The following is a 24,342-nucleotide window of genomic DNA, read 5'->3' on the forward strand; positions in this document are numbered from 1 at the left end:
AACGAATTTTATAAAATACATTTACATCAAGACTAAGTTTAATTTTATTCAACATTATCCCCTTGAACACAATCATCTCAAACTCAATACTTAAAGCTTCTATTAATCATGCTGGAGCAGAATTATTTTCTTTAAAAAATAATCAAGAAAAAGAATATATATGGGAAGGAAATCCTAATTTTTGGGGCAAACACTCTCCTATTCTTTTCCCAATCGTAGGAACATTAAAAAACAATACTTATACTATTGATCAAAAAGATTATCAATTGTCTAGACATGGTTTTGCAAGGGACATGGAATTCGAATTGATTGAAAAAACAGAGAACAGTGCTGTGTTTTCTTTAAAATCAAACGCTGAAACTTTAAAAAAGTATCCTTTTGAATTTGAACTACAGCTAATTTATTCGCTTGAAAAAACATCCTTAAATATTGAATATATTGTAATTAATAAAAGCGATAGAAAAATGCCTTTTTCGATTGGGGCACATCCAGCAATTGCTTTACCTGAAAATTTTGAAAACTATTCTTTTAAATTTGAAAAAGAAGAAGTCTTGAAGTTTAATCTTTTAGAAAATGATTTAATTTCTAACAAAACAGCGGTTTTAAAAACTTCTGAAAATTTAGTTCGATTAAATTATAAGCTTTTTGAAAATGATGCTTTGGTTTTCAAAACGTTAGAGTCAAATTCATTGACTATTTTAGAAAATGAGAAACCATATATCGAGGTTGATTTTGAAGATTTTCCTAGTTTAGGGATCTGGACAAAGGATCAAGCGCCGTTTGTTTGTATTGAACCTTGGTTTGGTTATTCAGACACAGCCAATAATTCTGGAGATTTATATCAAAAAGAAGGCATCGTACTTTTAGATGCAGATCAAATATTTCACTCAAAATTCAGTATAAAAATTTTATAAAATGTTAGAATTTAATTTTCACCCTTTTCCCATAATTAAAACTGACCGTTTAGTTTTAAGGAGACTTATAAATGATGATGTTAAAGAGGTTTTCGAAATACGTTCGAATCCTGAAACCATGAAGTATATCCCGAGACCTCTTGCAAAAAGTAACGAAGATGCACTAGAGCTCATTGCACAGATTGAAGATAAAATTACAACCAACACAGGAATTAACTGGGCAATTACTTTAAATGATAACCCAAAACTACTTGGTATTATAGGCTTTTACCGTACTCAATTTGAAAATTATCGTTCAGAAATAGGCTATATACTACATCCTGAATTTCACGGAAAAGGAATTGTTTCAGAAGCTGTAAACAGACTAGTTCAATTTGGGTTTGAAGATCTTAAACTCCATTCTATCGAAGCAGTAATCGATCCTGAAAACACTGCTTCTGAACGAGTATTACAAAAATGCGGTTTTGTTAAAGAAGCACATTTAAAAGAAGCCGATTTTTATGAGGGTGTTTTTTTAGACAGAGTAATATATTCAATATTAAACAAATAGCTTTTAAGTATTTTATCGTAAAAATTAATTCTTGTTAAAAGCACCATATTCCGCAATAGTCAATGATCTATTACGTTATATTTGTGCCGAAAATAAATTAAGCCCTTTTGATCTTAAAAAATACCATGAAAAAAATACTTTATTTAGCCGTTCTTCTTTTATCAATTCAATCACAAAGTCAAACTTTTATTAAGTTCAATGCTGCAACAGCACTATTAGCTGTTCCAAACATTGGTGTAGAAACTAGCCTTGGCGAAAAGACCACTTTCAGCTTTGATGTTATGGCTTCTTTTTGGGAATCATTTAATGGTCACAGCCCAATGAAATTTTACACTTTTACACCAGAGGTTCGTTACCATTTTAAAGAAAAATATAATGGTTTTTATGTGGGCGGACATGCAGGCGCTGATATGTACGACCTTCAAAAATGGAATTATTGGGATACTAATAAATATGAGCACGGATTTGGTTACCGTTTTGGGGTTACAGTAGGATATAATCTAAAATTAAGCGATAAGTTTTTACTTGATATTTTTGCAGGAGGCGGATGGCACCAAGGTTTTTATCATGGATATTATAATGATGGAACTCCAGGGAGATATGAAAAAGCAGAACACTGGAATAAAAGCGGTGAATGGCTTCCTTATCGAGGCGGCGTAATGATTTCTTACAAATTATAATTAATTTGAAAGTTTAGGAAGTGTTTTAATATACAGATCCTCTACTTTTTTTCGAGCCCAATCTGTTTTTCTTAAAAAAGTAAGGCTTGATTTTATACTCGGATTAGAACTGAAACATTTTATTGGAATCAATTCTGCTAAAGTATCAAATCCGTAAAAATCTACTAGAATTTCTAGAATATTTTGAAGTGTAATACCGTGCAGCGGATCTTTAGATTTATTTTGCATTTCTATATATTTTAAAACAACAATAAAAAGACCGTACTTAAAAAAGCACGGTCTTTCTTTTTTTACAAAATTAATGAATTGATTTAAAACAATTCAATATAATTAAAATACAAATTTAAATCCAACAGAAAGCGGAGTTGTTAAGTTTGGTGCGCTTCCAGCTAATGCAGAATTGTAATAAGAGTCAACATTTGCCACGTGAGCTAATCCAAAATTTGTTACAGTTGTTTTCTCTCCATTCTCTGGTTTTAGAGTTGTAGATGTAAAGTTTGCTAAATCATAAGAAAATTCGACTGAGAAGTTTTTAGTTACAAAATAATCGAAACCTCCTGATACAGATAATCCAACTTGATTTACTTTTAGGTTACTTTCTTTTTCTTTTCCTGTAATAACCGGTAAAGCTAATTGCCCAAAGAAATATAAAGATCCTGCTACATTCCAGTATTTTCTTGCCAATGGCTGAATTACAAATAAATTAGTGTTTGCAGCAGTTTTAGCATCTGTTTCTGATTTAATATTAATGTAACCCAATCCTGCTCCAACAGCGATAGATGGTGTAATAAATGTTCCTACAATAGGCAATACAGTAAGATTTGTGCCTTTTGTATCTCCACTTTTTGTCTGCTGATAACCAAATTGTGAGGTTGCAAACCAAGCTCCTTTTAACCCTTGACTAGCATCTTGTGCTTTTACTGATAATCCAAATAATACAATGGTTGCGATAGTTAAAATTTTCTTCATTTTTAATGGTGTTTTTAAATTATGAAGCAAACTTATGAGTAAGTTTTTTCCTTAAAACTGATTTAAATCATTGTTTAAAAGAAATCTTTATTTATTTTAGATTGCAGTAAAGTTTTTCAATTTTGTTTACATTTGCACCTATGTTAAAATCAGTCAATATACTTAATAAAAGAGCTAGGTTTGATTATGAAATAATCGATACTTATGTAGCGGGAATTGTCTTGACAGGAACCGAAATTAAATCTATCCGATTAGGAAAAGCGAATATTACAGAAAGCTTTTGCGAATTTAATAACCTTGAACTTTTTGCCATCAATACTTACATTGAAGAATATTCTTTTGGAAATCAGTTTAACCACAAATCACGCAGCGAACGAAAACTTCTTTTGAACAAAAAAGAACTTAAAACGCTGCATAAGAGTGTTCAGGCAAAAGGTCTTACTATTGTACCTTTAAAATTATTTACCAATGAAAAAGGTCTTGCTAAGCTGCAAATAGGTCTCTGCAAAGGAAAAAAGAATTACGACAAACGTGAATCGTTAAAAGAACAAGACACAAAACGTGATTTAGACCGCATCAAAAAAGCGTACAACTAAACGTTATTTTTATTTTTAATCTGCTTTATTATTAATTTTTTATAGTTATTTTTACTACAAACAATATAACTATACCATATGAAAAAGCACTTAATTATGTTAATCGTTATTCTGTCACTTTCAAGCTGCGGCAGTAATACCTCTATTGTTAACAGCTGGAGAGATCCAAAAATAACTGTAGCTCAAGAACAATTTAAAAAAGTTTTAGTGGTTGCGCTGGTAAAAGATGAGGCTTCTAGAAGAGTTGCAGAAAACAGAATTGCAGCCAGTAATCCCATTTTTAAAACTTCTTATCAGTATTTAAATGAGACCACTAAACAGCTTTCGCAGGAACAAAAATTAAAAATTTTACAAGACGAAAATTTTGATGGTGTTGTAACAATGCGATTGGTTAGTACTGAAAAAGAAACTAATTACGTTCCTGGAACTTATACAGGAATGTACTACGGTGGTTTTGACGGCTTATACAGTGGAATGTATGGTTATGGTTTTGGAAATTGGTACGGAATGTATTCGCCAAATTTCTACGATCCGGGATATTATCAAGAAACAACATCTTACATGGTCGAAACCAATATTTTTTCGTTAAAAGAAAACAAATTAATCTGGACGGGAACTACAAAGTCTGATTACGTAACAGATTTAGGACAAACAGTAGATGCAATTATGCAGACAGTTGTCAAAGAAATGAGAAAAGACGGTTCTCTTCCTCCAAAATAAAAGAAACTTTAAAAAGCAACAATCAAATGTTGCTTTTTTTACGATTAAAAAAATGACTATTTTTGTCAAGACTTAAAATTTCATTTACATGAAATCACTTTTAAAAAATGCACGAGAACAAAAAGAATTAAAAACTCGTGAAGTAGCTCAGCTTCTTGGTATTGATCAAGCCTTAATTAGTAAATTCGAATCTGGAACGCGGAAACCCACAAAAGAACAAATTTCAAAACTGGCTAATCTTTTAGAGATAGATTACGAGACCTTGATGATTGCGTGGTTAAAAGAAAAAATTCTTTATGAAATTGGAAACGAAGAGTTTGCTTTGAAAGCTTTACTTTTAGCAGAACAGGAAATTCAAAACAATAACAAAAAACTAAATCCTGAAACTTTCCCATCTATAAAATCTTTATTAGACGAAATCGAGGCGTTAAAAAATAAGATATTATCTTTTCAGCATTTCGATCTGCATCGAATTTCTAAAATTTTGGAGCTTGAATTCATTTCTGAGATTAATAAAATGAACGGAAATTCTTTGACCTTTCAGGAAACTAAAGCTGTAATAAATGAAGGCTTGATGATTCCCGGCAAAAACATGCAGGAACATCTAGAAGCGGTAAATCTTAATGACGCTATTGGTTATATAAAAGATATAAACCAGAAGAAACTTCCAATATCAGAGAAAGATCTTCTTGCCGTTCATAATCTTATTTTTAGAGGAATTAAAATCGAAAATTCAGGAAAGTATAAAGAAGATCCAATCATTATTAAAGAAATGAATTTGTTTTTTAATTGGTATGAAACCAATAAAAACAATATGCATCCTTTATTATTAGCCACTGAAGCGCATCTTAAAATAATGTCAATATGTCCTTTTGAAAATGGAAATATTCAAATTGCAAATCTTTTAATGAATTGGATTTTATTAAAAAGCAGTTTTGTTTTTGCCGTAATAAAAGGAAATGAAGAAGAAATAAATAATTATTTAGCAACATTAGAATCGGCTCAGAATAAAAATGATAAGTCAGTCTTTATCAATTATATTCTTCAAAAGGAAAAAGAAAATCTAATTCATGCGATAACATTAGTCAATTAAAAAAGCCCGATCAAATCGGGCTTTTTTATTAATTTTTATCTTCTAACAAAGGAACAAATCTAAACTCTCCAAATTCATGTTTTTCAAATTGTGTTTCGTTCTTTCTTATTAACAAGGTCATAATCTGAACATCTTCACCTAACGGAATAACAAGCCTTCCTCCTATTTTTAACTGCGCCATTAATGGCTGCGGAATAAACGGTGCACCTGCTGTAACAATAATACTATCAAAAGGAGCGTAACCTGGAAGTCCTTTATAACCATCACCAAAAGACAGGTGTTTTGGGCGAATATTTAATTTTGGAAATAAGTTGGATGTTTTCTTAAATAATTCGTTTTGTCTTTCTACACTAAAAACTTTTGCTCCCAGCATACACAAAACAGCCGTTTGATAACCAGAACCAGTTCCGATTTCTAGAATTTTATGTTCTTTTTTCACTTCCAATAACTGTGATTGAAAAGCAACGGTGTAAGGCTGCGAAATAGTTTGCCCCGCGCCTATAGGAAATGCCTTATCTTGATAAGCATAATCTTCAAAACTTGAATTCAAAAAAAGGTGTCTTGGAATTTTTTTTATCGCCTCTAAGACCGCTCTATCAGTAATTCCTTTTTGTTCTAAAGTGCTTACTAATTGATTACGAAGTCCTTGATGTTTGGCAGTATCTTTCAAAATGGGTAGGTTTTATTTTGGCAAAAATAAGAAACTAAATAGGAAATCAAAATAATGATTTTTAAATATTAAATCGTTAAATCTTTATTGCATTAACTTTCACTTTAAACAAATAAATTATATTTTTGTTTAAAATACATTCTCATGTTAAAAGTAGGAGTTTTAGGTGCTGGTCATCTTGGTAAAATACATTTACGCTTATTACAACAATCTGACCAATACGAATTAGTTGGATTTTACGACGAAAATCAAGAAAATGCCGAAAGAATTTCAAAAGAATTTGGCTATACAAACTTCAGCACAATTGCAAAACTTATTCACGCTGTCGATGTTATCGATATTGTAACCCCAACACTTTCGCACTATAAATGTGCAAAAGTGGCGATAAAATCTGGTAAACATATCTTTATAGAAAAACCAATTGCCAATACTGTAGAAGAAGCTGAAGAAATTATTGCTTTAGCCAAAGAATACAATGTAAAAGGGCAAGTTGGTCATGTAGAGCGTTTTAATCCCGCTTTTATTGCCACAAAAGAAATGATCGAAAATCCAATGTTTATAGAAACACATCGTTTGGCCGAGTTTAATCCTCGCGGTACAGATGTTCCTGTAGTTTTGGATTTAATGATTCACGACATTGATGCTATTCTTAGTGTTGTTAATTCAAAAGTAAAAGATATTCATGCAAGCGGTGTTTCTGTAATTAGTGACACTCCAGATATTGCAAATGCTAGAATTGAATTTGAAAATGGCTGTGTTGCCAACTTAACGGCAAGCAGAATTTCGATGAAAAACATGCGTAAAACTCGTTTTTTTCAGAAAGATGCTTATATCTCAGTTGACTTTTTAGAAAAAAAATGCGAAGTAGTCCGCATGAAAGATGCGCCAGAAACCCCAGGAGATTTTGATATGATCTTGCAGAATGCCGAAGGTGTAAAAAAACAAATCTATTTTACAAATCCAGATGTTGAACACAACAACGCAATTCTAGATGAATTAGAATCATTTGCAAACGCTATCAAAACAGATACAACTCCAGTGGTAACGCTTGAACAAGCAACTGATGCTTTGCGTGTCGCGTACCAAATAATTGATTGTTTCAATAAATAAAATAGTAAATAAATTTTAAAACTTAAATTAGCCACGTAATTTACTTCAAATAGTGAATTCGTGGCTAAAATCATAAATATAATATCAAAATTCAAATGAAAACGATAGCTGTAATTGGTGCTGGAACTATGGGTAACGGAATTGCTCACACTTTTGCACAAAGTGGTTTTGTGGTTAAACTAATTGATGTTTCAGAAAAATCATTAGATAAAGGAATGGCAACTATTGCGGCCAATTTAGACCGTATGCTTGCAAAAGGTTCTATAACTCAAGAAGACGTTGCAAAAACCATTACTAATATTATTACCTATACTGATATTAAGGATGGAGTTGTTGGTGCTGATTTAGTTGTTGAAGCTGCTACAGAAAATGTAGAATTAAAACTTAACATTTTCAAACAATTAAACGAAGCTTGTTCTCACAATACCATTTTAGCAACGAACACTTCTTCTATTTCAATTACGCAAATTGGTTCTGTTGTAGCACATCCTGAACGTGTTATTGGAATGCATTTTATGAATCCTGTGCCGATTATGAAATTAGTAGAAATCATCCGTGGATACAACACGAGCGATGAAGTCACTAAAATTATCATGGATTTATCTGTAAAACTTGGAAAAACTCCAGTTGAAGTAAACGACTATCCAGGTTTTGTGGCTAATAGAATTTTAATGCCAATGCTAAACGAAGCAATCGAAACGTTATACAATAAAGTTGCTGGAGTTTATGAAATTGATACAGTAATGAAATTAGGAATGGGTCATCCAATGGGACCGCTTCAATTGGCTGATTTTATTGGTCTTGATGTTTGCCTTGCTATCTTGAACGTAATGTACGAAGGTTTCAAAAATCCAAAATATGCACCTTGTCCATTATTAGTGAATATGGTTAGAGCAGGAAAATTAGGAGTAAAATCTGGTGAAGGTTTTTACGATTACAGCGAAAGCAAAAAAGCAGAGAAAATCTCTAAGCAGTTTTTATAAAAAAGAATTATCATGTCGATTCAGTCGAATTTAAATACAATCAAAGAAAGCTTACCTGAACACGTAACTCTAGTTGCCGTTTCAAAAACAAAACCTGTTTCAGATTTGATGCAGGCTTATGAAGCTGGACAGCGTATTTTTGGAGAAAACAAAATTCAGGAAATGACTGATAAATGGGAAGAAATGCCAAAAGATATTCAATGGCATATGATTGGTCACGTTCAGTCAAACAAGGTTAAATTTATGGCGCCTTATGTAACTTTGATACATGGTGTTGATAGTTTAAAATTGTTACAAGAAATCAACAAACAAGCTTTAAAAAACAATAGAATTATTGACTGCCTTCTTCAAGTATACATAGCTGAAGAAGAATCTAAATTTGGTTTAGACGAAGAGGAATTGAATGAACTTTTAGCATCTTCAGCATTTAAAGAATTGAAAAATATCCGAATTTTAGGATTGATGGGAATGGCTACTTTTACAGAAGATCAAAACCAAATTAGAAAAGAATTTACTCATTTGAAATCAATTTTTGATTCTATAAAACAACGTAAAGACGCACTGCAGTGCGCCTCTACCTTAGATCATTTTTCGACAATCTCAATGGGAATGTCGGGCGATTACCAACTTGCGATCGAATGCGGCAGTACGATGGTACGCATAGGAAGCAGTATTTTTGGAGGAAGATAAAAAAGATTAAAAAAAAATAATTCTTAACTAAGAAAAAACAAACGAATTAAACACAAATAAATGAAATCGATCATTTTACGAGAAATAAAATCTTTTTTCGGCTCACCTATCGGCTATTTGGTCATTGCCATTTTCCTGATAAGTAACGGACTTTTTTTATGGGTTTTCGAGGGAGATTACAATATCTTAAATACTGGTTATGCTGATTTGACTCCGTTTTTCACGTTAACTCCATGGATTTTGATTTTTCTGATTCCAGCCATTACAATGAGAAGTTTCTCTGATGAAAAAAAACAAGGAACACTAGAATTACTCTTAACTAAACCGCTATCGATTTGGCAGATTGTAAACGGAAAATTCTTTGGTTCTTTAATTCTTATTATTCTGGCAATCATCCCTACTTTTATTTATGTAAAAGTAATTTCAGGTTTAGGTTCTCCAGAAGGAAATATTGATATGGGAAGTACAATTGGGTCTTATTTTGGATTACTGTTTTTAATTGCTTCTTATTCTGCAATTGGAATCTTTACTTCTACCCTTTCAGAAAATCAAATCGTTGCGTTTATTATTGCCGTTTTTTTATGTTTTTTCTTCTATTTTGGATTTCAAGGTTTAGCAGGATTACTGCCAGGTTCTTCGAGCATCATTGCAGCATTTGGTATGCAGGATCATTTTAAAAGTATAAGCCGAGGTGTTATTGATACTCGTGATGTTATTTATTTTTTAAGCATCACTATATTATTTTTATCCTTTACCATTTACCAATTAAAATCTTTTAAAGCGTAATGAAGCCATATACTCAAAAAAACCTCAAAGCGTTAGGCATTACAATTTTTGTTTTAATTGTTTTAAATGTTCTCGGAAGCTTATTTTTTCACCGTTTCGATTTAACTAAAGACAAAAGATACACTTTATCTGAAACTTCTTTACAAATTGTAAAACAGGTTAAAAACCCATTATCTATTAAGATCTATATGCAGGGAGATCTTCCTGCAGATTTTCGTCGTTTACAGCAAGAAACTAAACAGTTATTAGAAGAATTTCAAGCTTACAACAACAATATTGTTTTTGAATTTGTTAATCCTATGGAAAACGGAGAAGAAAGCATGGACGTTGTAAAATCGCTGTATCAAAAAGGACTTACTCCAATAAACATTACTGTTGATGATAAAGGAAAACAATCTCAAGCGATGGTTTTTCCTTGGGCAATTGCAGTTTACAATAATAAAGAAGTTAATATTCCTTTATTAAAAAATATAATGGGAGCTTCAACTACTCAAAAAGTAATTGGTTCTATCCAGCATTTAGAATATTCAATTGCGGATGCAATTAATAAAATCACTAAAGACAGACAGAAAAAAGTTGCCATTATTAAAGGAAACGGTGAGTTATCTGAAATTCATATTGGCAAATTACTAAGACAAATTAAAGAAAGCTATTACATTGGCCCTTTTACCTTAGACTCTGTTGCCAAAGATCCAAACGGAACATTAGCAGCTCTTAAAAAATACGATTTAGCGATAATCTCAAAACCAACCGAAAGATTCTCAGATGAAGAAAAACAGGTTTTAGATCAGTTTGTCATCAACGGCGGTAAAACGATATGGCTTATTGATCAGGTCGCTGCAGACATGGATAGTTTATACAATCAATCCGGTGCAATTTTAGCTTATCCGAGAGATCTGAATTTAAATGATATGTTCTTCAAATACGGATTTAGAATTAATCCTGATTTAGTAAAAGATGAGCAAGGAAGTCCAATAAAACTGGCAACAGGAGAACAAGGAAGTGCAACGCAGTACCAAGATTTTATCTGGAAATTTGCTCCGCTTGTTCGCCCTAACACCGAGCATCCAATTGTAAAACATTTGGGAGGTATTAAGTTCGACTTTGCAAATCCAATTGATACGTTGAAGAACGGAATTAAAAAGACTATTTTACTGCAATCTTCTCAATATTCAAAACAAATTGGTTCTCCAGCTGAAGTTAATTTGAACGTTGTTGCTGAAAAAACATCTCCGCAAGATTATATCAATAAAGGATACTTAAACTTGTCTGTTTTATTAGAAGGAAATTTCCATTCTGCTTTTGAAAATCGTGTTTTACCATTCAAAGATGATTCATTCCAAGCAAAAGGAAAACCAACCAAAATGATTGTTATTTCTGATGGAGATTTGGCAAGAAATCAATTAGACAAAAACATGATGCCGGTTGAACTGGGTTATGATCAAAGAACTGGAAATCTTTACGACAATAAAGATTTTATGATGAATTGTATTAATTACCTGCTGGACGATACTGGACTTATTAACATTAGAAGCAAAGATGTTGAACTGCCATTATTAGACAAGGAAAAAGTTTATGAAAATTATACCACAACACAATTCATAACTATCGGACTTCCAATTCTAATTTTACTGGTTTTTGGGCTTATATTTACATTTATAAGAAAAAGAAAATACAGTAAATAGATGTTGATAAAAAAATTGGAAAACTAAGAATGTTTACGATATATTTGTAATCTGTATCTTTAGAATATAAATACTAAAGAATACTCCAAAAAATAAAACAAAAGACGATGAAATTTATAGTATCGAGTTCGTACTTATTAAAACAATTACAAGTTCTAGGCAGTGTTATTAACAGCAATAATACACTTCCTATTTTAGATAACTTTTTATTTGAACTAGACAATAATGAGTTGACAGTTTCGGCATCAGATCTTGAAACGACAATGTCAGCGACATTAACAATCGATTCTACAAGTAAAGGAAGTGTTGCAGTACCTGCAAAACTTTTACTTGAAATTTTAAAAACATTTCCTGAACAGCCTTTAACTTTTACAGTTGAAGATAACAATACTGTTGAGATCAGCTCAAACTCAGGAAAGTATGCTTTAGCATATGCTGCTGGAGAAGAATTTCCTAAATCTGTAAATCTTGAAGAGCCTTCAGTAACTTTAGTTCCTGCTGATGTTCTAGCAACTGCTGTAAGTAAAACTATTTTTGCTGCTGGAAACGATGATTTACGTCCGGTAATGTCTGGAGTATTCTTCCAGTTTTCACCAGAAGGATTGACTTTTGTAGCTACAGATGCACACAAATTAGTAAAATATGCACGTACAGATGTCAAAGCGTCTCAAGTGGCAGATTTTATTATGCCAAAGAAACCTTTAAATATTTTAAAGAGTATTTTAGGAGCTTCTGATGCTGAAGTAAAAATTGAATACAACGACTCAAATGCAACTTTCTCATTTGATAATTATATTTTAACATGTCGTTTAATTGATGGAAAATACCCTAATTATGAAGCGGTAATTCCAAAAGAAAATCCAAACAAATTAATGATCGATCGTTCATTATTTTTAAGCTCTGTTAAGCGTGTTGCGATTTTCTCAAATAAAACAACACACCAAATTCGTTTAAAAATTGCTGGAGCTGAATTAAATGTTTCTGCAGAAGATATAGATTACTCAAATAAAGCTGAAGAAAGATTAACTTGTGATTATCAAGGAGATGATCTTCAAATTGGTTTTAACTCACGTTTTTTAACTGAAATGCTTACTAACTTACAATCAGACATGATTATGTTAGAAATGTCATTGCCTAACAGAGCAGGAATCCTTACTCCTGTTGATGGTTTAGAAGAAGGAGAAACCGTTACTATGCTTGTAATGCCTGTAATGTTAAATAGTTAACATCAAAACTTCTTTTTGTTACAGAGATTTTTTTTAATTTCAAATTAAAGACATATCATTGTAAAAAAAATAATATCGCTATTAACCAACCATTTTTTATACCTAGAAACCGCAATTCTTTTTGAGAGTTGCGGTTTTTTAGTTCTACTATAAAATCTAGTTTTTCTTCTTTTTAAAACCAAAATAATAATTCAGTCCTAATCCTAGAGTTCTGCTGTCGTATCTTGTTTCACTCTTTTCTACTCTTCCTAAAGCTTTTCCCATATTTACGCCGGTATAATATAAGTTAACAGCCAAAGAGTCGTAATTTTTATCAGAAAGAATAATATCTAAACCAACCCCAATTCCAATTGATTGCTGCCATTCTGTTACAGTTTCCTTCTTTGTTGTTATTTGAGCTTGACTACTTTGATTAATTGCGGTATAATTTCCTTGAGCCTCAATTCTTGCAATGTTATAAATAGGCAGAATTTGCAAAAGTGCATCACCTGCACTATACTCTCCACAAGAGATACATATTTTAGGCGTAAAACCAAAATTTAAAGCTGAAGCATTCGCTGTAGATACGCTCGTAACATTTCCCTGATCATCTAATTTACTATAGTCTTCAAGACTTCCGTAGTAATAACTAACACTTAATTCTGGTTTTAAAAACTTATAAACCTTAACTTCTAAGCCTAATCCACCCTGAATATACACAGATTCTTGAAAATCTGTATGCCGATAAAGGCCTAAATCTACAGAACCTCTTACTTGTGCGTTTAATGATACGGAAAACAGAATCAATAAAAAGCCATATGTTTTTTTCTTCATAGTAAAAATTACAGTGTTTTTTAAATGGACAAATCTTTACAGACTTATTTGTGCTAAAATACTTATTTCCTTTACATAAAAAACTTTTTCTTTAGGTCTCAAAAGGAGATTATTTACTCAGAAACAAATATTTCTTATTTTTGTAATATGAAAATAGAAATTTGGTCGGACATCATGTGTCCGTTTTGTTATATCGGAAAAAGGCAATTGGAAACGGCTTTAGAACAGTTTCCTAATGATAACATTGAAATTGAATGGAAAAGTTTTCAGCTTGATCCAACAATTGAACCGCAATCAGGTAAAGATGTTTACACATTTCTAGCGGAACGCAAAGGTATTTCTGTAGAACAATCTATAGAAATGCATAAAGGTGTCGTAGAACGTGCTAAAAGTGTTGGTTTAGATTATCATTTTGATAAAGCAGTTATCTCAAACTCTCTAACAGCGCATAGAATTATTCATTTGGCAAAAAAGAATAATCTGGGCGACGAAATGGAAGAAATTTTCTTCAAAGCTTATTTTACAGAAGGACGAGATTTAAATGATGCTCAAACTCTAATCGAATTAGGAACAAAAGCAGGTTTAAATCCAGACGAAGTTAAAGAAGTTGTTGAAAATGAAAATCTTTATTTAAATGATGTTCATTCAGACATTCACGAAGCTAATCAAATTGGCGTACAAGGAGTTCCGTTTTTTGTTTTTGATAGAAAGTATGCTGTTTCTGGCGCACAGCCGGTTGAAGCTTTTGTTCAAACCATTAAAGAAGGGCTTAAATAAATTTTAGTTTTTGATTTTAGAATGTAGATTTTAGATTTCGCTCAGAGTGGCAAAATCTAAAATCTAAAATTATATAACTCCCATTTTCTGCATTAAGAAAGTAGCACTTTTATTTTTGCAGATTCCTGCGCGAAGTTTGTAATCAAAATGAAGCTCGTTGTCCTTTATTTCGACTTCAAAACATTGATTAGTTAGAATCTCTGGATATTCATTTGTTGTTAAACAAACCTCAATATCGTGTGTTGCTATTGCACCAATTGCTTTTTTTGCAATGACTTTCTTTACTACCTCAATAGTTCCATTTCGTTTATCATCAGAATTTGTACCTCTTAAAATTTCATCCAGCAGAACGAACGCAGGACGATCTTCTAAAGCGTCCATAATTTGTTTTAAACGTTTAATTTCAGCAAAAAAGTACGATTCGCTGTCTGCTAAAGAATCAGACAATCGCATTGAAACCAAAACTGGAAGTGGATGCATATTCGCTTTTGAAGCACAAACAACTGAACCAATTCCACCAAGAACCATATTAATTCCTAAACTTCTCAAAAAAGTACTTTTTCCAGACATATTTGACCCTGTTAAAATCATAAATGACTCAGGATAAAAGTGCGTATCATTCCCTACTCTGCTTATCGGATTTAGTAATGGATGGCTTAGATTTTCGAAACCTATTTTGTATTCCGTATTAATTTCAGGATATACAAAGTCTGGATTATTATGTGCTAAATTTGCTAAGCTATTCAAAGCTTCAAATTCGCCAATAATTGAGATCCATTTTTCAAGTTCTTCTGAATAGTTTTCTTTCCATTTTAAAAGTGATCTTAAAACATGAAGATTAAACAAAAAAGTACCGTTAAAAACAATTGCAGTTACCAAATTATTTATCGTATCCATTCTGGAAAACAATTCAGATAATTGTTTTAAATGTGTACTTGCAGTCGCATTTTTAAAAATTAACTGTTTCTGCAAGTCGATTAATTTCTTTGATTGAAAAGTCTCTTTTTCTATTTTTTCAACTAATAAACTATATTGTTTTATGATTTTATCAACGTTATCGGCCTTAGCAATTTCTGAATGAATTCGCTTGAAAGATTTTCCCATAACCATCATATTGAATATAAAAATATAGGTTAAATAGGATAATAAAATGGTTTTTGATGTAATAATATAAGCGATCAAAAAACCAAAAAAAAGAGTTGGAAGAATAACTGAAAGTGCAATTAAAACTTTAGGTAAAGTATTATTTTTAAATGAATTCCAATGAAGTAATGATTCATACGAACTTTTAGAATCGTTGCTTACAATTCCTAAAGCATGAAATTCCTGACGCCAATCAATCTTTTTATTTAATTCATGAATAGCCTCTTGATTTTCAAGAATTGTTTCATTAGGAAACAGAATTAATAATTTTTCTGCTAATGTTTTCTTACCAATAAAAGTAGCGGTTCGGTTTAAGTTTTGAAATAACGAATGCTCTCCAAAAATATCTAAATCGTAAGCATAAGGATGATGAAAATCATTGAATTCAATTCCGTTTTCAAAAGGAAGTTTTTCTCTTTTTAAAAATGAAATTTCATTTTCATTGATTTTTAATATTGCTTTTGTGAGTTCCTTTTCAATTGATAATTTAGAATGGATTCTCATTAAAATAAGAAAACCAACAAAAGATAAAAAAGCAAAACCAACATAAAATAATTGATTTGTTTTGATGTAATAAAACAACATAAACAAGCATAAAAAAACGCTTAACAGTCTTAAAACACTGATGCTGTTGTATCTTTTATTGATTTTATTAAAAACTTTTGTGTAGTGTTCAACTTTATTTTGATATAATTCCATCTTTATCTTTTAATGAAATACAAATATAGGTTTTACACTTACAAAAAGCTTGCGTTTACTAGTGAATTCATTTTTCGTGCATGATCAAAACAGGTATCGAAACTTCTTTAGTGATTTTTTTACTAAAACTAGATTCGAAAATCGACTCAAAAAAAGATCTCTTATGCGTGATAGTCGTCAGAATATCAATGTCTTTATAAAGAATAAAATCAAGAATGGTTTCTTTTATTTCATCGCTTGGCAATACTAAAAATTCGACATTTTCAGCTGCAAATTCTTTATCCCATTCTTTAATTGTCGCATCATCAACATCAGTATCAGATGATCTTACGTACAAACTTTTTACTTTCGCATCTGTTTTCTTTGCGATTTTCAATATTTTTCTAAGTACTTCTTTGTCTTTCTCACGATAGCGGGTTGTAAAACCAATTGTTTTGATTTTCTTAAATTTAGCATCGGCCGGAACACATAAAACCGGTACATCAACTCCTGAAATTACAGAATTAGTATTTGATCCCGTAAAGAATTTTGTCCAGTCAGAAGCGCCTGTAGTTCCCATTATTACAAAATCGATCTGATCCTCTTCTACTGCATTTTTAAGATTATAGATTAAATCACCATCCATTAAACGGTGCTTAATGACAATATCATCTAACTTTCGTTCGGCAGCAATAGCGCGAAGTTTAGGAATTTCATCTTTAAACATTTCAAACTTTGCCAATTCAATCGAACTGTAAATTGAAGCGTAATTCTCTGGAAAGAACTGACTGTCATAAACCGGAATCTCAAATGTATGAAGCAAAACAAGCTCGGCTTTGACAATTTTAGCAAATTCTAAAGCGTGTACAAACGCATTTGTTGCTGCTTCAGAAAAATCCGTAGGAAATAATATCTTTTTCATTTTATTTGAGTTTTATAGGTTTATTACTCAAATTTAAACATTATAAAAACAAAAAGGTCTGATAATTATCAGGAATTTAACAATTAATATTTTCTTAATAGGATAAATAAAAAGAGTTATTCTCATCCATAATTCAATCACTAAGCTCTTTTAATGATTTCTGCTTTTTTTATACCTTTGCACTATGATAAATCAAGATTCTATAGTTGCATTGGCTACTCCATCTGGAGCGGGCGCTATTGCAATAATTCGTATTTCGGGTGCTGAAGCCATTACAATTGGTAATTCTGTTTTTAAATCCATTAAAAACAAAGACTTAACGAAGCAAAAAACACATACTTTGCATTTAGGGCATATTATAGATAATGAAAAAACACTTGACGAAGTTTTGATATCTGTTTTTAAAGGTCCCAATTCTTATACAGGCGAAGACACTATCGAAATTTCTTGTCACGGCTCTACTTATATTCAGCAGCAGATTATTCAGTTATTATTACGAAAAGGATGCAGAATGGCTGATGCAGGAGAATTTACTTTAAGAGCTTTCTTGAACGGAAAACTTGATTTATCACAAGCAGAAGCAGTTGCTGATTTGATTTCATCAGACAATGAGGCTTCACACCAAATCGCTATGCAGCAAATGCGCGGCGGATTTAGTAATGAAATTGCTAAACTGAGAGAGGAACTTTTAAATTTTGCTTCTTTAATTGAACTTGAGTTAGATTTTGCAGAAGAGGATGTTGAGTTTGCTGATAGAACACAATTCCATGAATTACTGAACCGAATTGAATTTGTTTTAAAACGCTTAATTGATTCGTTTGCAGTTGGAAATGTAATTAAAAACGGAATTCCCGTTGCGATTGTAGGTGAACCTAATGTTGGAAAATCGACTTTGTTGAATGCTTTATTAAACGAAGAACGTGCGATAGTTTCGGACATTGCTGGAACAACTCGTGATACTATTGAGGACGAATTAGTGATTGGCGGAATTGGTTTCAGATTTATTGATACGGCAGGAATTCGCGAAACTAAGGATGTGGTTGAAAGTATTGGAATCAAAAAAACTTTCGAAAAAATTGATCAGGCTCAGGTTGTGATTTATTTGTTTGATGGCTTAAAGTTCCAGGTTTCAAGTTCTGAGTTTGTTTCTGAAATTGAACAAATCAAAAATAAATATCCGCTTAAGCCTTTAGTAATTGTTGTAAATAAAAAAGATATATTGTCTGCTGATGAAGTTTCAAACATCACGACTAAGCTTGAAAATTTAAATGCAAAACTTTTATTGATTTCTGCTAAAGAGAAAATTGGTGTGGACGATTTAAAGAACGAATTGCTTTCTTTTGTAAATACTGGTGCTCTTCGTAACAATGAAACTATAGTAACAAATACAAGACATTACGATTCTTTACTTAAAGCTTTAGATGAGATACAAAAAGTAAAATACGGTCTTGAAACTAATCTTTCAAGTGATCTTATTGCGCTTGATATCCGTGAAGCTTTATACCAATTTGGACTGATTACAGGTCAGGTTTCTAATGATGAATTGCTTGGTAATATTTTTGCTAATTTTTGCATCGGGAAATAAATGACAATACAAGATTTAGTTGGTGATTATTCTATTTCAGGAAAAAATCAAGACGAAAACCATGAAATAACCTATAAAGGTATTTTGAGTTTATCTTTGGATAAAAACAACCGAATTAAAGCGAAATGGCTTATTAATAATTCGCAAGAACAAAAAGGTTCTGGTTTCTTTAAAGACAATATTCTGGTTATCAATTTCAGTTACAAAGGCGAAGACAACAAAACTTATAAAGGAGTTGCTGTCTATCGATGCTTAACCAAAGACGTTTTGGACGGATTTTGGTCTGAAAAGCACGGAAACCCACTCTATTTAGGAGCTGAACATTGTTTGAGGATAAAAAGTGCTGAAAAGTTAAACTAGTACTAACGAATAAGAAAGTGTTATTCTATGAACGCGGTTTAGGCAAATTTCTATCGTACATAACAATAGTTCCTGCCACGGCTACATTTAAACTCTTTACTGATTTGAATTTTACCAAATGGTGGCATTTTTCCATTACTTTTTTTGATAAACCGTGATCTTCTGCACCCAATAAATAAACACAACGTCTTGGGTGTTCGTAGGTTTCTAAATCAGAAGCTTTCTCGTTTAGTTCAACACCTACTAATCGCGCTCCTTTAGGTAAGTTTTCAAGGAAAGCTTCAAAAGTATCGTAATGAAAATAAGGAATCGCTTTTACAGCATCGTGAGTATCACAGGCTTGTTTGGCATATCGATTTCCTATGGTAAATATAAAAGTAGCGCCTAAGTTTTGAGCCGATCGCCACAAAACACCTAAATTTTCGGGTGTTTTACCATTTTGTATACCTATTCCAAAATATTCGTTTGTAAAATTATCATTCATAAGGGCAAAAATACGAACTGTCTAAGTATAAATCAATTTTTTATTGAGATACAACAAATATTATAAAAGGCACTAACTTCTAATGAAACTAGTGCCTTTTTACGATCTACTTTATTATTTTACTTCTCCTTTTTCTGATTGTAAATCTTCCAAGATTGGAGTTTCTGCTGCCTTAATTGATGATTTAAAAAATGTTTTCGCGAATCTATCTTCCCATCCACCCGCCATCAACAGTTAATAATGCTCCGTGAACATAATTAGCTGCATTTGAGCACAGAAAAACAATTGGTCCTTTAAAATCTTCTGGTTCTCCCCAACGATTGGCAGGAATACGTCCTAAAATAGACTGGTTTCTATTTTCATCCGCACGCAGGGCTGCTGTATTGTCAGTAGAAATATAACCTGGTACAATTGCGTTTACATTTACGCCTTTTGCAGCCCATTCATTGGCAAAAGCTTTTGTTAACTGAGCAATCGCTCCTTTACTTGCAGCATAACCCGGAACGGTAATTCCTCCTTGAAATGAAAGCAGAGAAGCTATAAAGATAATTTTCCCCTGTCCTTTTTTTACCATCTCCTTACCAATTTCCTTTGTCAAAATAAAAGGAGCAGTTTGATTAACAGCTATAACTTCATCCCAATATTCATCAGGATGCTCAGCTATAGGTTTGCGTAAAATAGTTCCTGCGTTGTTGACCAGAATATTTATATGAGGATGATCTTCTTTTACTTTTTTAATGAATTCCTTTAACGATTCTCGATTTGAAAAATCACATTGATAAGCATAGAATTTTCTTCCCGTCGCTATTATTTCTTGTTCTACCTCACTTCCACTCGATTCTAAATTGGCCGATACTCCAATAATATCTGCACCAGCTTCTGCTAGAGCGATAGCCATTGCTTTACCAATTCCTCTTTTGCAACCGGTTACCAATGCTAATTTGCCTTCTAATTGAAACATCTGTATTGATTTCATTTTTTTTATTTTAGGGTTACTATCAGAGGCTCCTTAATTTGTTGAAAAAATCGATCTAAGTACTCAAACCATTGTTTGGAGTCAACTATTTCTCCAGCCTTATTCCAAGCTGCTCCAGCATAGTAAACAATCGATTCGTTGCTTTTGACTGTAGTTTTGGCCAATAGCTGCTTATTGTCCACAAACATATTACTTACTGACGATGTCAATATAGTGCCAACACCTGTAATACCATCTTCACCATGATTAGGTTCCCAATATCCCATTATACCTTGCTGTTCGTTTAATGACATAATACCATTTTCAGGTCTTTTTATTATACCTACAACAACAGGCAAAGGTTTATTATCTTCAAAAGTATAAATGTTTTCTATGCGATTAAGTTGTGATCCTGCATCTAAGGAAATGACTTTTATTGCCCTAACTTTGATTCCTCCAGCATTCCAAGTATCGTAGGTTAACTGAAAAGAAGACCGTAACCGCCCGTTATCCAATACTTTCCATTGATGGTAATTTGCCGAATAACGAATGGTATCATTTACATATGGTGCCATATTTCCAGCACCTAAAGAAAATCCCACATGATAGTAATCCATTCCGTTACCATTATCTAAATGATAGTTCCCTAGTTTATATCGTTCATCAATAACTAATTTATCCGTTCGTTTAACCCAAACATCTAAACCGTACGCATCTTCTTTTGTTTTTTCTATGGCTTTCCCATAGGTACGAAAAGCTATTTTGTCATTTTCCCAAGCAAAATCATCTTTACGTTCTGGTACGAAACGAGCGTAGGTTTTGGCATTAAATGCTTGTGGTTTTCCTTGTTGTATCAAAAGAGTAAGTGTCGATTTTGCTTTAACATTAACCTGAACTAATAAGTTTTGAATACTTTGTAAACCTTGGTGTTCAAGCTGAAAAGGAATTTGTTTTTTGGTTATTGCATCAATCACTAAAAAATTAGTAGTATCGATTTTTGGAAAACGGGATAAAACATTTTCCCATTTAACTGCCACAACGCTTTCTTTACGTGCTAAAGCTGAACTGTTTTGAATATTAATTATGGCTTTTGTTTGTTGTCCAAAAATGGATATAGGTAAAATAAGAGCAACCCAAAAAAAGGTTTTGATAATTTTCATAATTCGTTATCTTAATTCATTAATGCAAGCAATTTGATTTTCTTGAGCTTTAAAGTAAAAATAAGCTTCTATCCTTTACCACGAGTATAAGCTGCATGGTGTTTCAAACACTCCTGATTATTAGTTCGGTCATGCCTATTTGAACCTTGCAGGTTTGTACCACATCAAACTCAGAGCAGTGATATTTATAGTATAAGATTAATATTCTACTTTATAATCTTTTTTAAAGGACTGATTACTCCATGCTCTTTTTGCTGTCCAGTCTGCAGCGGGTCCAGTCCAAAATATATTATCTGCAGGCAATCCTAATGTTAAGAATCCCAAAGTAGCCATATATAAACTTCCAGTCGAAGTATATTGATCAGCTATCATAGGTTGATGCCCACAGAAACCTAGTACTAACCATCCGTTTTTGTCAAAATTATCACATCCATCATACATGCGGTGCATTACAGCAGTTAAACCACTACGTACTTGCGAAGGCGTTATATGTTCTGGTAATTTTTCCATAAGTGCTGTTTGCGCCAGAGCTTGAAAAGCTCCAGTACGATACGTAATGGAACGACCAAATGCAGGATAACTTCCGTCAGGGGCAATAACGCGTTCTAAAAATTCTGAATATCGAATCATTCTTTTTACAGCTGTTTCATATTCGTCTTTATTAATCTTATTCTTATCTACCAACACTTTTAAAAAGTCTACTAACATAGGATGTATAACATAACTATTATAATAATCCATACTGAAACTAGGGCCATCACTATACCAGCTGTCACCTTGATACCATTCGATCATTTTCTTTTTAGCAAACTCAATACGAGCAGGATCAGGTTCTTCGCCAACGCTCAATAAGAATACTTCATTTATACCTGCAAATAATAACCAATTATTGTAGGCACCGGATCTGGTACGTAATGTTTTAAACTCTTCTACTATTCTCTTTTTAGTTACAGAATCCAATGGATCCCATAATGCTTTTGGGGCACGCAGAAACGCTTGAGCCATATAGGCCGCATCGACAATAGGTTGTTTTTCAGAGCGAAAATTCAAGTAATCAGCACTATTTGGATCAACAGCATGTGTTAATCCTTTGAGTAGTTCTTGACGTAATTTTTTTCGCAAAATTCCTTCTTTTGTATTATCATCTGCAAGAGCCAGCCAAGGAGCAATACCCGCCATGGTTCGACCTACTGCTTCGAGATAGGTCACTTTTTTTACCTGTAAATAATAATCTGGCCCCATCTCCAATGGCATGTTTTTCTTCAAAGTTTCTTCCGCCAGATTGTGCACTACTGGATATGAAATTTTATACAACAATTGAGACCAATACTCTCTGTCTTGTTTACCATTGGCACTAATTAATTGCTTCTCTTGGGATTTATCTTTGTTTTTTTGAGCAGAGACATTATATGCTGGCAGACTTACTGCTAATAATAACAGCACAGCACTAACATTCGAAATTTTTCTATTTATTCCATTCTTCATATCGCTATTCTGGATTGTATTGTTAATTCTCTTTCCTTTTGAATTGTTTTTTTTACTAATAAAATCAATAATCTACCGCATAGTCTTTTTTAAAGGATTGACCAGTCCAAGCTTTTCGCTGGGTCCAATCTGTAAAAGCCCCTGTCCAAAATTCATGTGTATCAGGTAAACCTAATGGCAAGAATACTAATGATGTAATGTACATACTGCCAGTATTGGAATAATAATCGGCAATATCTTTTTGCTTGCTACCTACCAATCCTAAGGTTAGCCAATCGCCATTTGTAAAAGTGGATGGAATGAACATATTCTTCATTACTGCAGTTAAAGCACATCGAACCTGTGCAGGCTTTATTTCTTCAGGTAAAGCATCATCCAAGGCTAATTTCACCAATGGCTGAAACGCCCCAACACGATAAGTCGAAGAACGTCCTACTGCCAGGAATGTACCCTCAGGCGAAATATAACGCTCTTGAAAAGAGGCATAACGCTGCATTCTTTTATAAGCAATATCGTATTCTTTAGTATCTCTTCTTCCTTTTGCTGTATTTACTTTTAATACTTCCACCAGCATATTGTGAATAACAAACCCGTTATAGTGATCAAAATGGAATTTATCGCCATCGCTGTACCAACCATCACCAACATACCACTTATTTATTTTATCAATCGCAGTATCTATTCTTGCAGCATCAATATCTTCACCTATACTTAGTAAAAAACTCTCGATTGTAGCGGCAAATAACACCCAGTTATTATTAAATGGTTTTATCTGACGAATAGTTTTAAATTCATATATATAGCGCTGTTTGGTTATAGGATCTAGTGGTTCCCACAATACGGCAGGAGCCGTCAATAAGGCTTGTGCTATATAAGCGGCATCTACCAAAGGCTGAGCTGTTTTTGTTGATCCCCAGTATAAATAATCTGGACTATTAGGATCTACTGCATGTGCAAGACTTTGCTGTACTTGCACTAGAAGTCTTTTTCTAACAGTACCTTCAGCAGAATTATCTACGGGCAGCGCAAGAAAAGGTGCAAGCCCAGGAATCAGCCGTCCAAAGGCCTCCATATACGCCACTTCTTTATTTCGACCATCCCAAATGGGACTGTATTCTACTGGCATATTTTTTCGTAATTCTCCTTTGCTCATATTACTTAAAACAGGAGTTGCAATCTTATCCATTAAATCTACCCAATACGCTCGGTCATTTTGTTTGACTGGCATATTGTCATCCAAGATAGCATTTGTGTTCGCCACTATATTTTGTCCAGGAATAAAACCTGTAATAGCAAGCAAAGATGACC

26 protein-coding genes are annotated in these 24,342 nt (G+C 32.6%); 15 read left to right on the forward strand and 11 right to left on the reverse strand.

The annotated features are described in order from the left end of the window. Nucleotides 1-62 precede the first annotated feature (62 nt). The 3 genes from ACHRV0_RS13890 to ACHRV0_RS13900 all read left to right on the forward strand — a co-directional run bounded on the left by ACHRV0_RS13890 (nucleotide 63) and on the right by ACHRV0_RS13900 (nucleotide 2,144). Entirely contained in the window at nucleotides 63-914 is an 852-nt protein-coding gene (locus ACHRV0_RS13890) for an aldose 1-epimerase family protein (protein ID WP_395441245.1), read from the forward strand. A 1-nt stretch (nucleotide 915) separates the two neighbouring features. Beyond that, on the forward strand, nucleotides 916-1,464 hold the full coding sequence (locus tag ACHRV0_RS13895) for a GNAT family N-acetyltransferase (protein WP_395441246.1): 549 nt from the start codon (nucleotides 916-918) through the stop codon (nucleotides 1,462-1,464). Between the two features lie 125 nt (nucleotides 1,465-1,589). Next, nucleotides 1,590-2,144, forward strand: coding sequence for a DUF3575 domain-containing protein (locus tag ACHRV0_RS13900; RefSeq protein WP_395441247.1), 555 nt, complete (start codon nucleotides 1,590-1,592; stop codon nucleotides 2,142-2,144). Here ACHRV0_RS13900 and ACHRV0_RS13905 read toward each other — a convergent pair whose 3' ends face one another. Together ACHRV0_RS13905 and ACHRV0_RS13910 are read right to left on the reverse strand one after the other, a co-directional pair. Next, nucleotides 2,145-2,372, reverse strand: a complete 228-nt coding sequence (locus ACHRV0_RS13905) for a VF530 family DNA-binding protein (protein ID WP_089055823.1) — start codon at nucleotides 2,370-2,372, stop codon at nucleotides 2,145-2,147. Nucleotides 2,373-2,474: 102 nt separating this feature from the next. Beyond that, a complete protein-coding gene (locus ACHRV0_RS13910) occupies nucleotides 2,475-3,113 on the reverse strand; it encodes an outer membrane beta-barrel protein (protein ID WP_129023852.1) in 639 nt (212 codons plus the stop codon). 140 nt (nucleotides 3,114-3,253) lie between these two features. On the opposite strand from ACHRV0_RS13910, the gene smpB reads away from it, so the two are divergent. The 3 genes from smpB to ACHRV0_RS13925 all read left to right on the forward strand — a co-directional run bounded on the left by smpB (nucleotide 3,254) and on the right by ACHRV0_RS13925 (nucleotide 5,522). Beyond that, the gene (gene smpB, locus ACHRV0_RS13915; RefSeq protein ID WP_089055825.1) at nucleotides 3,254-3,709 is read left to right on the forward strand and encodes an SsrA-binding protein SmpB; all 456 of its coding nucleotides are present in this window, start codon (nucleotides 3,254-3,256) and stop codon (nucleotides 3,707-3,709) included. A 78-nt stretch (nucleotides 3,710-3,787) separates the two neighbouring features. Next, entirely contained in the window at nucleotides 3,788-4,429 is a 642-nt protein-coding gene (locus tag ACHRV0_RS13920) for a hypothetical protein (RefSeq protein ID WP_129023853.1), read from the forward strand. A gap of 88 nt (nucleotides 4,430-4,517) precedes the next feature. Then, a complete protein-coding gene (locus tag ACHRV0_RS13925) occupies nucleotides 4,518-5,522 on the forward strand; it encodes a helix-turn-helix domain-containing protein (RefSeq protein WP_395441248.1) in 1,005 nt (334 codons plus the stop codon). Between the two features lie 28 nt (nucleotides 5,523-5,550). Here the strand turns inward: ACHRV0_RS13925 and ACHRV0_RS13930 are convergent, their stop codons facing one another. Further along, the gene (locus ACHRV0_RS13930; RefSeq protein ID WP_089055828.1) at nucleotides 5,551-6,192 is read right to left on the reverse strand and encodes a protein-L-isoaspartate(D-aspartate) O-methyltransferase; all 642 of its coding nucleotides are present in this window, start codon (nucleotides 6,190-6,192) and stop codon (nucleotides 5,551-5,553) included. A 144-nt stretch (nucleotides 6,193-6,336) separates the two neighbouring features. Here ACHRV0_RS13930 and ACHRV0_RS13935 point away from each other — a divergent pair, with 144 nt between their 5' ends. The 6 genes from ACHRV0_RS13935 (at nucleotide 6,337) to dnaN (ending at nucleotide 12,672) form a co-directional block, all read left to right on the forward strand. Further along, a complete protein-coding gene (locus ACHRV0_RS13935; protein ID WP_395441249.1) occupies nucleotides 6,337-7,302 on the forward strand; it encodes a Gfo/Idh/MocA family protein in 966 nt (321 codons plus the stop codon). A 95-nt stretch (nucleotides 7,303-7,397) separates the two neighbouring features. After that, complete coding sequence (locus tag ACHRV0_RS13940; RefSeq protein WP_089055830.1) at nucleotides 7,398-8,285, forward strand: 3-hydroxyacyl-CoA dehydrogenase family protein; 888 nt, start codon at nucleotides 7,398-7,400, stop codon at nucleotides 8,283-8,285. A 12-nt stretch (nucleotides 8,286-8,297) separates the two neighbouring features. Further along, on the forward strand, nucleotides 8,298-8,975 hold the full coding sequence (locus ACHRV0_RS13945; protein ID WP_395441250.1) for a YggS family pyridoxal phosphate-dependent enzyme: 678 nt from the start codon (nucleotides 8,298-8,300) through the stop codon (nucleotides 8,973-8,975). Between the two features lie 60 nt (nucleotides 8,976-9,035). Then, nucleotides 9,036-9,761 (forward strand): gliding motility-associated ABC transporter permease subunit GldF, encoded by a 726-nt coding sequence (gldF, locus tag ACHRV0_RS13950; protein ID WP_395441251.1) that lies wholly within the window; start codon nucleotides 9,036-9,038, stop codon nucleotides 9,759-9,761. Continuing rightward, complete coding sequence (gene gldG / locus ACHRV0_RS13955) at nucleotides 9,761-11,446, forward strand: gliding motility-associated ABC transporter substrate-binding protein GldG (RefSeq protein WP_395441252.1); 1,686 nt, start codon at nucleotides 9,761-9,763, stop codon at nucleotides 11,444-11,446. Before gldF ends, gldG begins: the two co-directional genes overlap by 1 nt. Before the next feature lie 107 nt (nucleotides 11,447-11,553). Further along, entirely contained in the window at nucleotides 11,554-12,672 is a 1,119-nt protein-coding gene (dnaN, locus tag ACHRV0_RS13960; protein ID WP_089055834.1) for a DNA polymerase III subunit beta, read from the forward strand. A gap of 156 nt (nucleotides 12,673-12,828) precedes the next feature. On the opposite strand, the gene ACHRV0_RS13965 is transcribed toward dnaN, so the two are convergent. Further along, entirely contained in the window at nucleotides 12,829-13,485 is a 657-nt protein-coding gene (locus ACHRV0_RS13965; RefSeq protein ID WP_395441253.1) for a hypothetical protein, read from the reverse strand. A gap of 147 nt (nucleotides 13,486-13,632) precedes the next feature. Here ACHRV0_RS13965 and ACHRV0_RS13970 point away from each other — a divergent pair, with 147 nt between their 5' ends. Continuing rightward, nucleotides 13,633-14,262, forward strand: coding sequence for a DsbA family oxidoreductase (locus tag ACHRV0_RS13970; protein WP_395441254.1), 630 nt, complete (start codon nucleotides 13,633-13,635; stop codon nucleotides 14,260-14,262). 69 nt (nucleotides 14,263-14,331) lie between these two features. Here the strand turns inward: ACHRV0_RS13970 and ACHRV0_RS13975 are convergent, their stop codons facing one another. Both ACHRV0_RS13975 and ACHRV0_RS13980 read right to left on the reverse strand, forming a co-directional pair. Continuing rightward, nucleotides 14,332-16,104, reverse strand: a complete 1,773-nt coding sequence (locus ACHRV0_RS13975; protein WP_395441255.1) for a DNA mismatch repair protein — start codon at nucleotides 16,102-16,104, stop codon at nucleotides 14,332-14,334. 67 nt (nucleotides 16,105-16,171) lie between these two features. Continuing rightward, nucleotides 16,172-17,005, reverse strand: a complete 834-nt coding sequence (locus ACHRV0_RS13980) for a universal stress protein (RefSeq protein ID WP_129023860.1) — start codon at nucleotides 17,003-17,005, stop codon at nucleotides 16,172-16,174. A gap of 184 nt (nucleotides 17,006-17,189) precedes the next feature. Here ACHRV0_RS13980 and mnmE point away from each other — a divergent pair, with 184 nt between their 5' ends. After that, on the forward strand, nucleotides 17,190-18,590 hold the full coding sequence (mnmE, locus tag ACHRV0_RS13985) for a tRNA uridine-5-carboxymethylaminomethyl(34) synthesis GTPase MnmE (protein ID WP_395441256.1): 1,401 nt from the start codon (nucleotides 17,190-17,192) through the stop codon (nucleotides 18,588-18,590). Continuing rightward, nucleotides 18,591-18,950, forward strand: a complete 360-nt coding sequence (locus ACHRV0_RS13990) for a hypothetical protein (RefSeq protein ID WP_395441257.1) — start codon at nucleotides 18,591-18,593, stop codon at nucleotides 18,948-18,950. It abuts the gene before it with no gap. Nucleotides 18,951-18,975: 25 nt separating this feature from the next. On the opposite strand, the gene ACHRV0_RS13995 is transcribed toward ACHRV0_RS13990, so the two are convergent. The 5 genes from ACHRV0_RS13995 to ACHRV0_RS14015 form a co-directional block, all read right to left on the reverse strand. Then, nucleotides 18,976-19,434, reverse strand: a complete 459-nt coding sequence (locus ACHRV0_RS13995) for an RNA methyltransferase (RefSeq protein ID WP_395441258.1) — start codon at nucleotides 19,432-19,434, stop codon at nucleotides 18,976-18,978. Between the two features lie 205 nt (nucleotides 19,435-19,639). Next, a complete protein-coding gene (locus ACHRV0_RS14000; protein ID WP_395441259.1) occupies nucleotides 19,640-20,410 on the reverse strand; it encodes an SDR family NAD(P)-dependent oxidoreductase in 771 nt (256 codons plus the stop codon). Nucleotides 20,411-20,415: 5 nt separating this feature from the next. Further along, complete coding sequence (locus ACHRV0_RS14005) at nucleotides 20,416-21,549, reverse strand: DUF4861 family protein (protein WP_395441260.1); 1,134 nt, start codon at nucleotides 21,547-21,549, stop codon at nucleotides 20,416-20,418. Nucleotides 21,550-21,747: 198 nt separating this feature from the next. Next, entirely contained in the window at nucleotides 21,748-23,034 is a 1,287-nt protein-coding gene (locus tag ACHRV0_RS14010) for a DUF2264 domain-containing protein (protein ID WP_395441261.1), read from the reverse strand. 64 nt (nucleotides 23,035-23,098) lie between these two features. Further along, nucleotides 23,099-24,334: a DUF2264 domain-containing protein gene (locus ACHRV0_RS14015; RefSeq protein WP_395441262.1), complete on the reverse strand. Its 1,236-nt coding sequence runs from the start codon at nucleotides 24,332-24,334 to the stop codon at nucleotides 23,099-23,101. Nucleotides 24,335-24,342: the final 8 nt, after the last annotated feature.

The sequence above is a fragment of the Flavobacterium sp. FlaQc-30 genome, from assembly GCF_044005885.1.
GTDB lineage: Bacteria > Bacteroidota > Bacteroidia > Flavobacteriales > Flavobacteriaceae > Flavobacterium.

Bases quoted from the DNA above. Each gene is read 5' to 3' on its own strand.
- ACHRV0_RS13990 (WP_395441257.1), top strand. From the start codon at position 18,591: ATGACAATACAAGATTTAGTTGGTGATTATTCTATTTCAGGAAAAAAT.
- ACHRV0_RS13895 (WP_395441246.1), top strand. From the start codon at position 916: ATGTTAGAATTTAATTTTCACCCTTTTCCCATAATTAAAACTGACCGT.
- ACHRV0_RS13905 (WP_089055823.1), bottom strand. From the start codon at position 2,372: ATGCAAAATAAATCTAAAGATCCGCTGCACGGTATTACACTTCAAAAT.
- ACHRV0_RS13935 (WP_395441249.1), top strand. From the start codon at position 6,337: ATGTTAAAAGTAGGAGTTTTAGGTGCTGGTCATCTTGGTAAAATACAT.
- ACHRV0_RS13925 (WP_395441248.1), top strand. From the start codon at position 4,518: ATGAAATCACTTTTAAAAAATGCACGAGAACAAAAAGAATTAAAAACT.
- mnmE (WP_395441256.1), top strand. From the start codon at position 17,190: ATGATAAATCAAGATTCTATAGTTGCATTGGCTACTCCATCTGGAGCG.
- gldG (WP_395441252.1), top strand. From the start codon at position 9,761: ATGAAGCCATATACTCAAAAAAACCTCAAAGCGTTAGGCATTACAATT.
- ACHRV0_RS13995 (WP_395441258.1), bottom strand. From the start codon at position 19,434: ATGAATGATAATTTTACAAACGAATATTTTGGAATAGGTATACAAAAT.
- gldF (WP_395441251.1), top strand. From the start codon at position 9,036: ATGAAATCGATCATTTTACGAGAAATAAAATCTTTTTTCGGCTCACCT.
- ACHRV0_RS13975 (WP_395441255.1), bottom strand. From the start codon at position 16,104: ATGGAATTATATCAAAATAAAGTTGAACACTACACAAAAGTTTTTAAT.
- ACHRV0_RS13920 (WP_129023853.1), top strand. From the start codon at position 3,788: ATGAAAAAGCACTTAATTATGTTAATCGTTATTCTGTCACTTTCAAGC.
- ACHRV0_RS14005 (WP_395441260.1), bottom strand. From the start codon at position 21,549: ATGAAAATTATCAAAACCTTTTTTTGGGTTGCTCTTATTTTACCTATA.
- dnaN (WP_089055834.1), top strand. From the start codon at position 11,554: ATGAAATTTATAGTATCGAGTTCGTACTTATTAAAACAATTACAAGTT.
- ACHRV0_RS13940 (WP_089055830.1), top strand. From the start codon at position 7,398: ATGAAAACGATAGCTGTAATTGGTGCTGGAACTATGGGTAACGGAATT.
- smpB (WP_089055825.1), top strand. From the start codon at position 3,254: ATGTTAAAATCAGTCAATATACTTAATAAAAGAGCTAGGTTTGATTAT.
- ACHRV0_RS13970 (WP_395441254.1), top strand. From the start codon at position 13,633: ATGAAAATAGAAATTTGGTCGGACATCATGTGTCCGTTTTGTTATATC.
- ACHRV0_RS13965 (WP_395441253.1), bottom strand. From the start codon at position 13,485: ATGAAGAAAAAAACATATGGCTTTTTATTGATTCTGTTTTCCGTATCA.
- ACHRV0_RS14000 (WP_395441259.1), bottom strand. From the start codon at position 20,410: ATGAAATCAATACAGATGTTTCAATTAGAAGGCAAATTAGCATTGGTA.
- ACHRV0_RS13980 (WP_129023860.1), bottom strand. From the start codon at position 17,005: ATGAAAAAGATATTATTTCCTACGGATTTTTCTGAAGCAGCAACAAAT.
- ACHRV0_RS13910 (WP_129023852.1), bottom strand. From the start codon at position 3,113: ATGAAGAAAATTTTAACTATCGCAACCATTGTATTATTTGGATTATCA.
- ACHRV0_RS13900 (WP_395441247.1), top strand. From the start codon at position 1,590: ATGAAAAAAATACTTTATTTAGCCGTTCTTCTTTTATCAATTCAATCA.
- ACHRV0_RS13945 (WP_395441250.1), top strand. From the start codon at position 8,298: ATGTCGATTCAGTCGAATTTAAATACAATCAAAGAAAGCTTACCTGAA.
- ACHRV0_RS14010 (WP_395441261.1), bottom strand. From the start codon at position 23,034: ATGAAGAATGGAATAAATAGAAAAATTTCGAATGTTAGTGCTGTGCTG.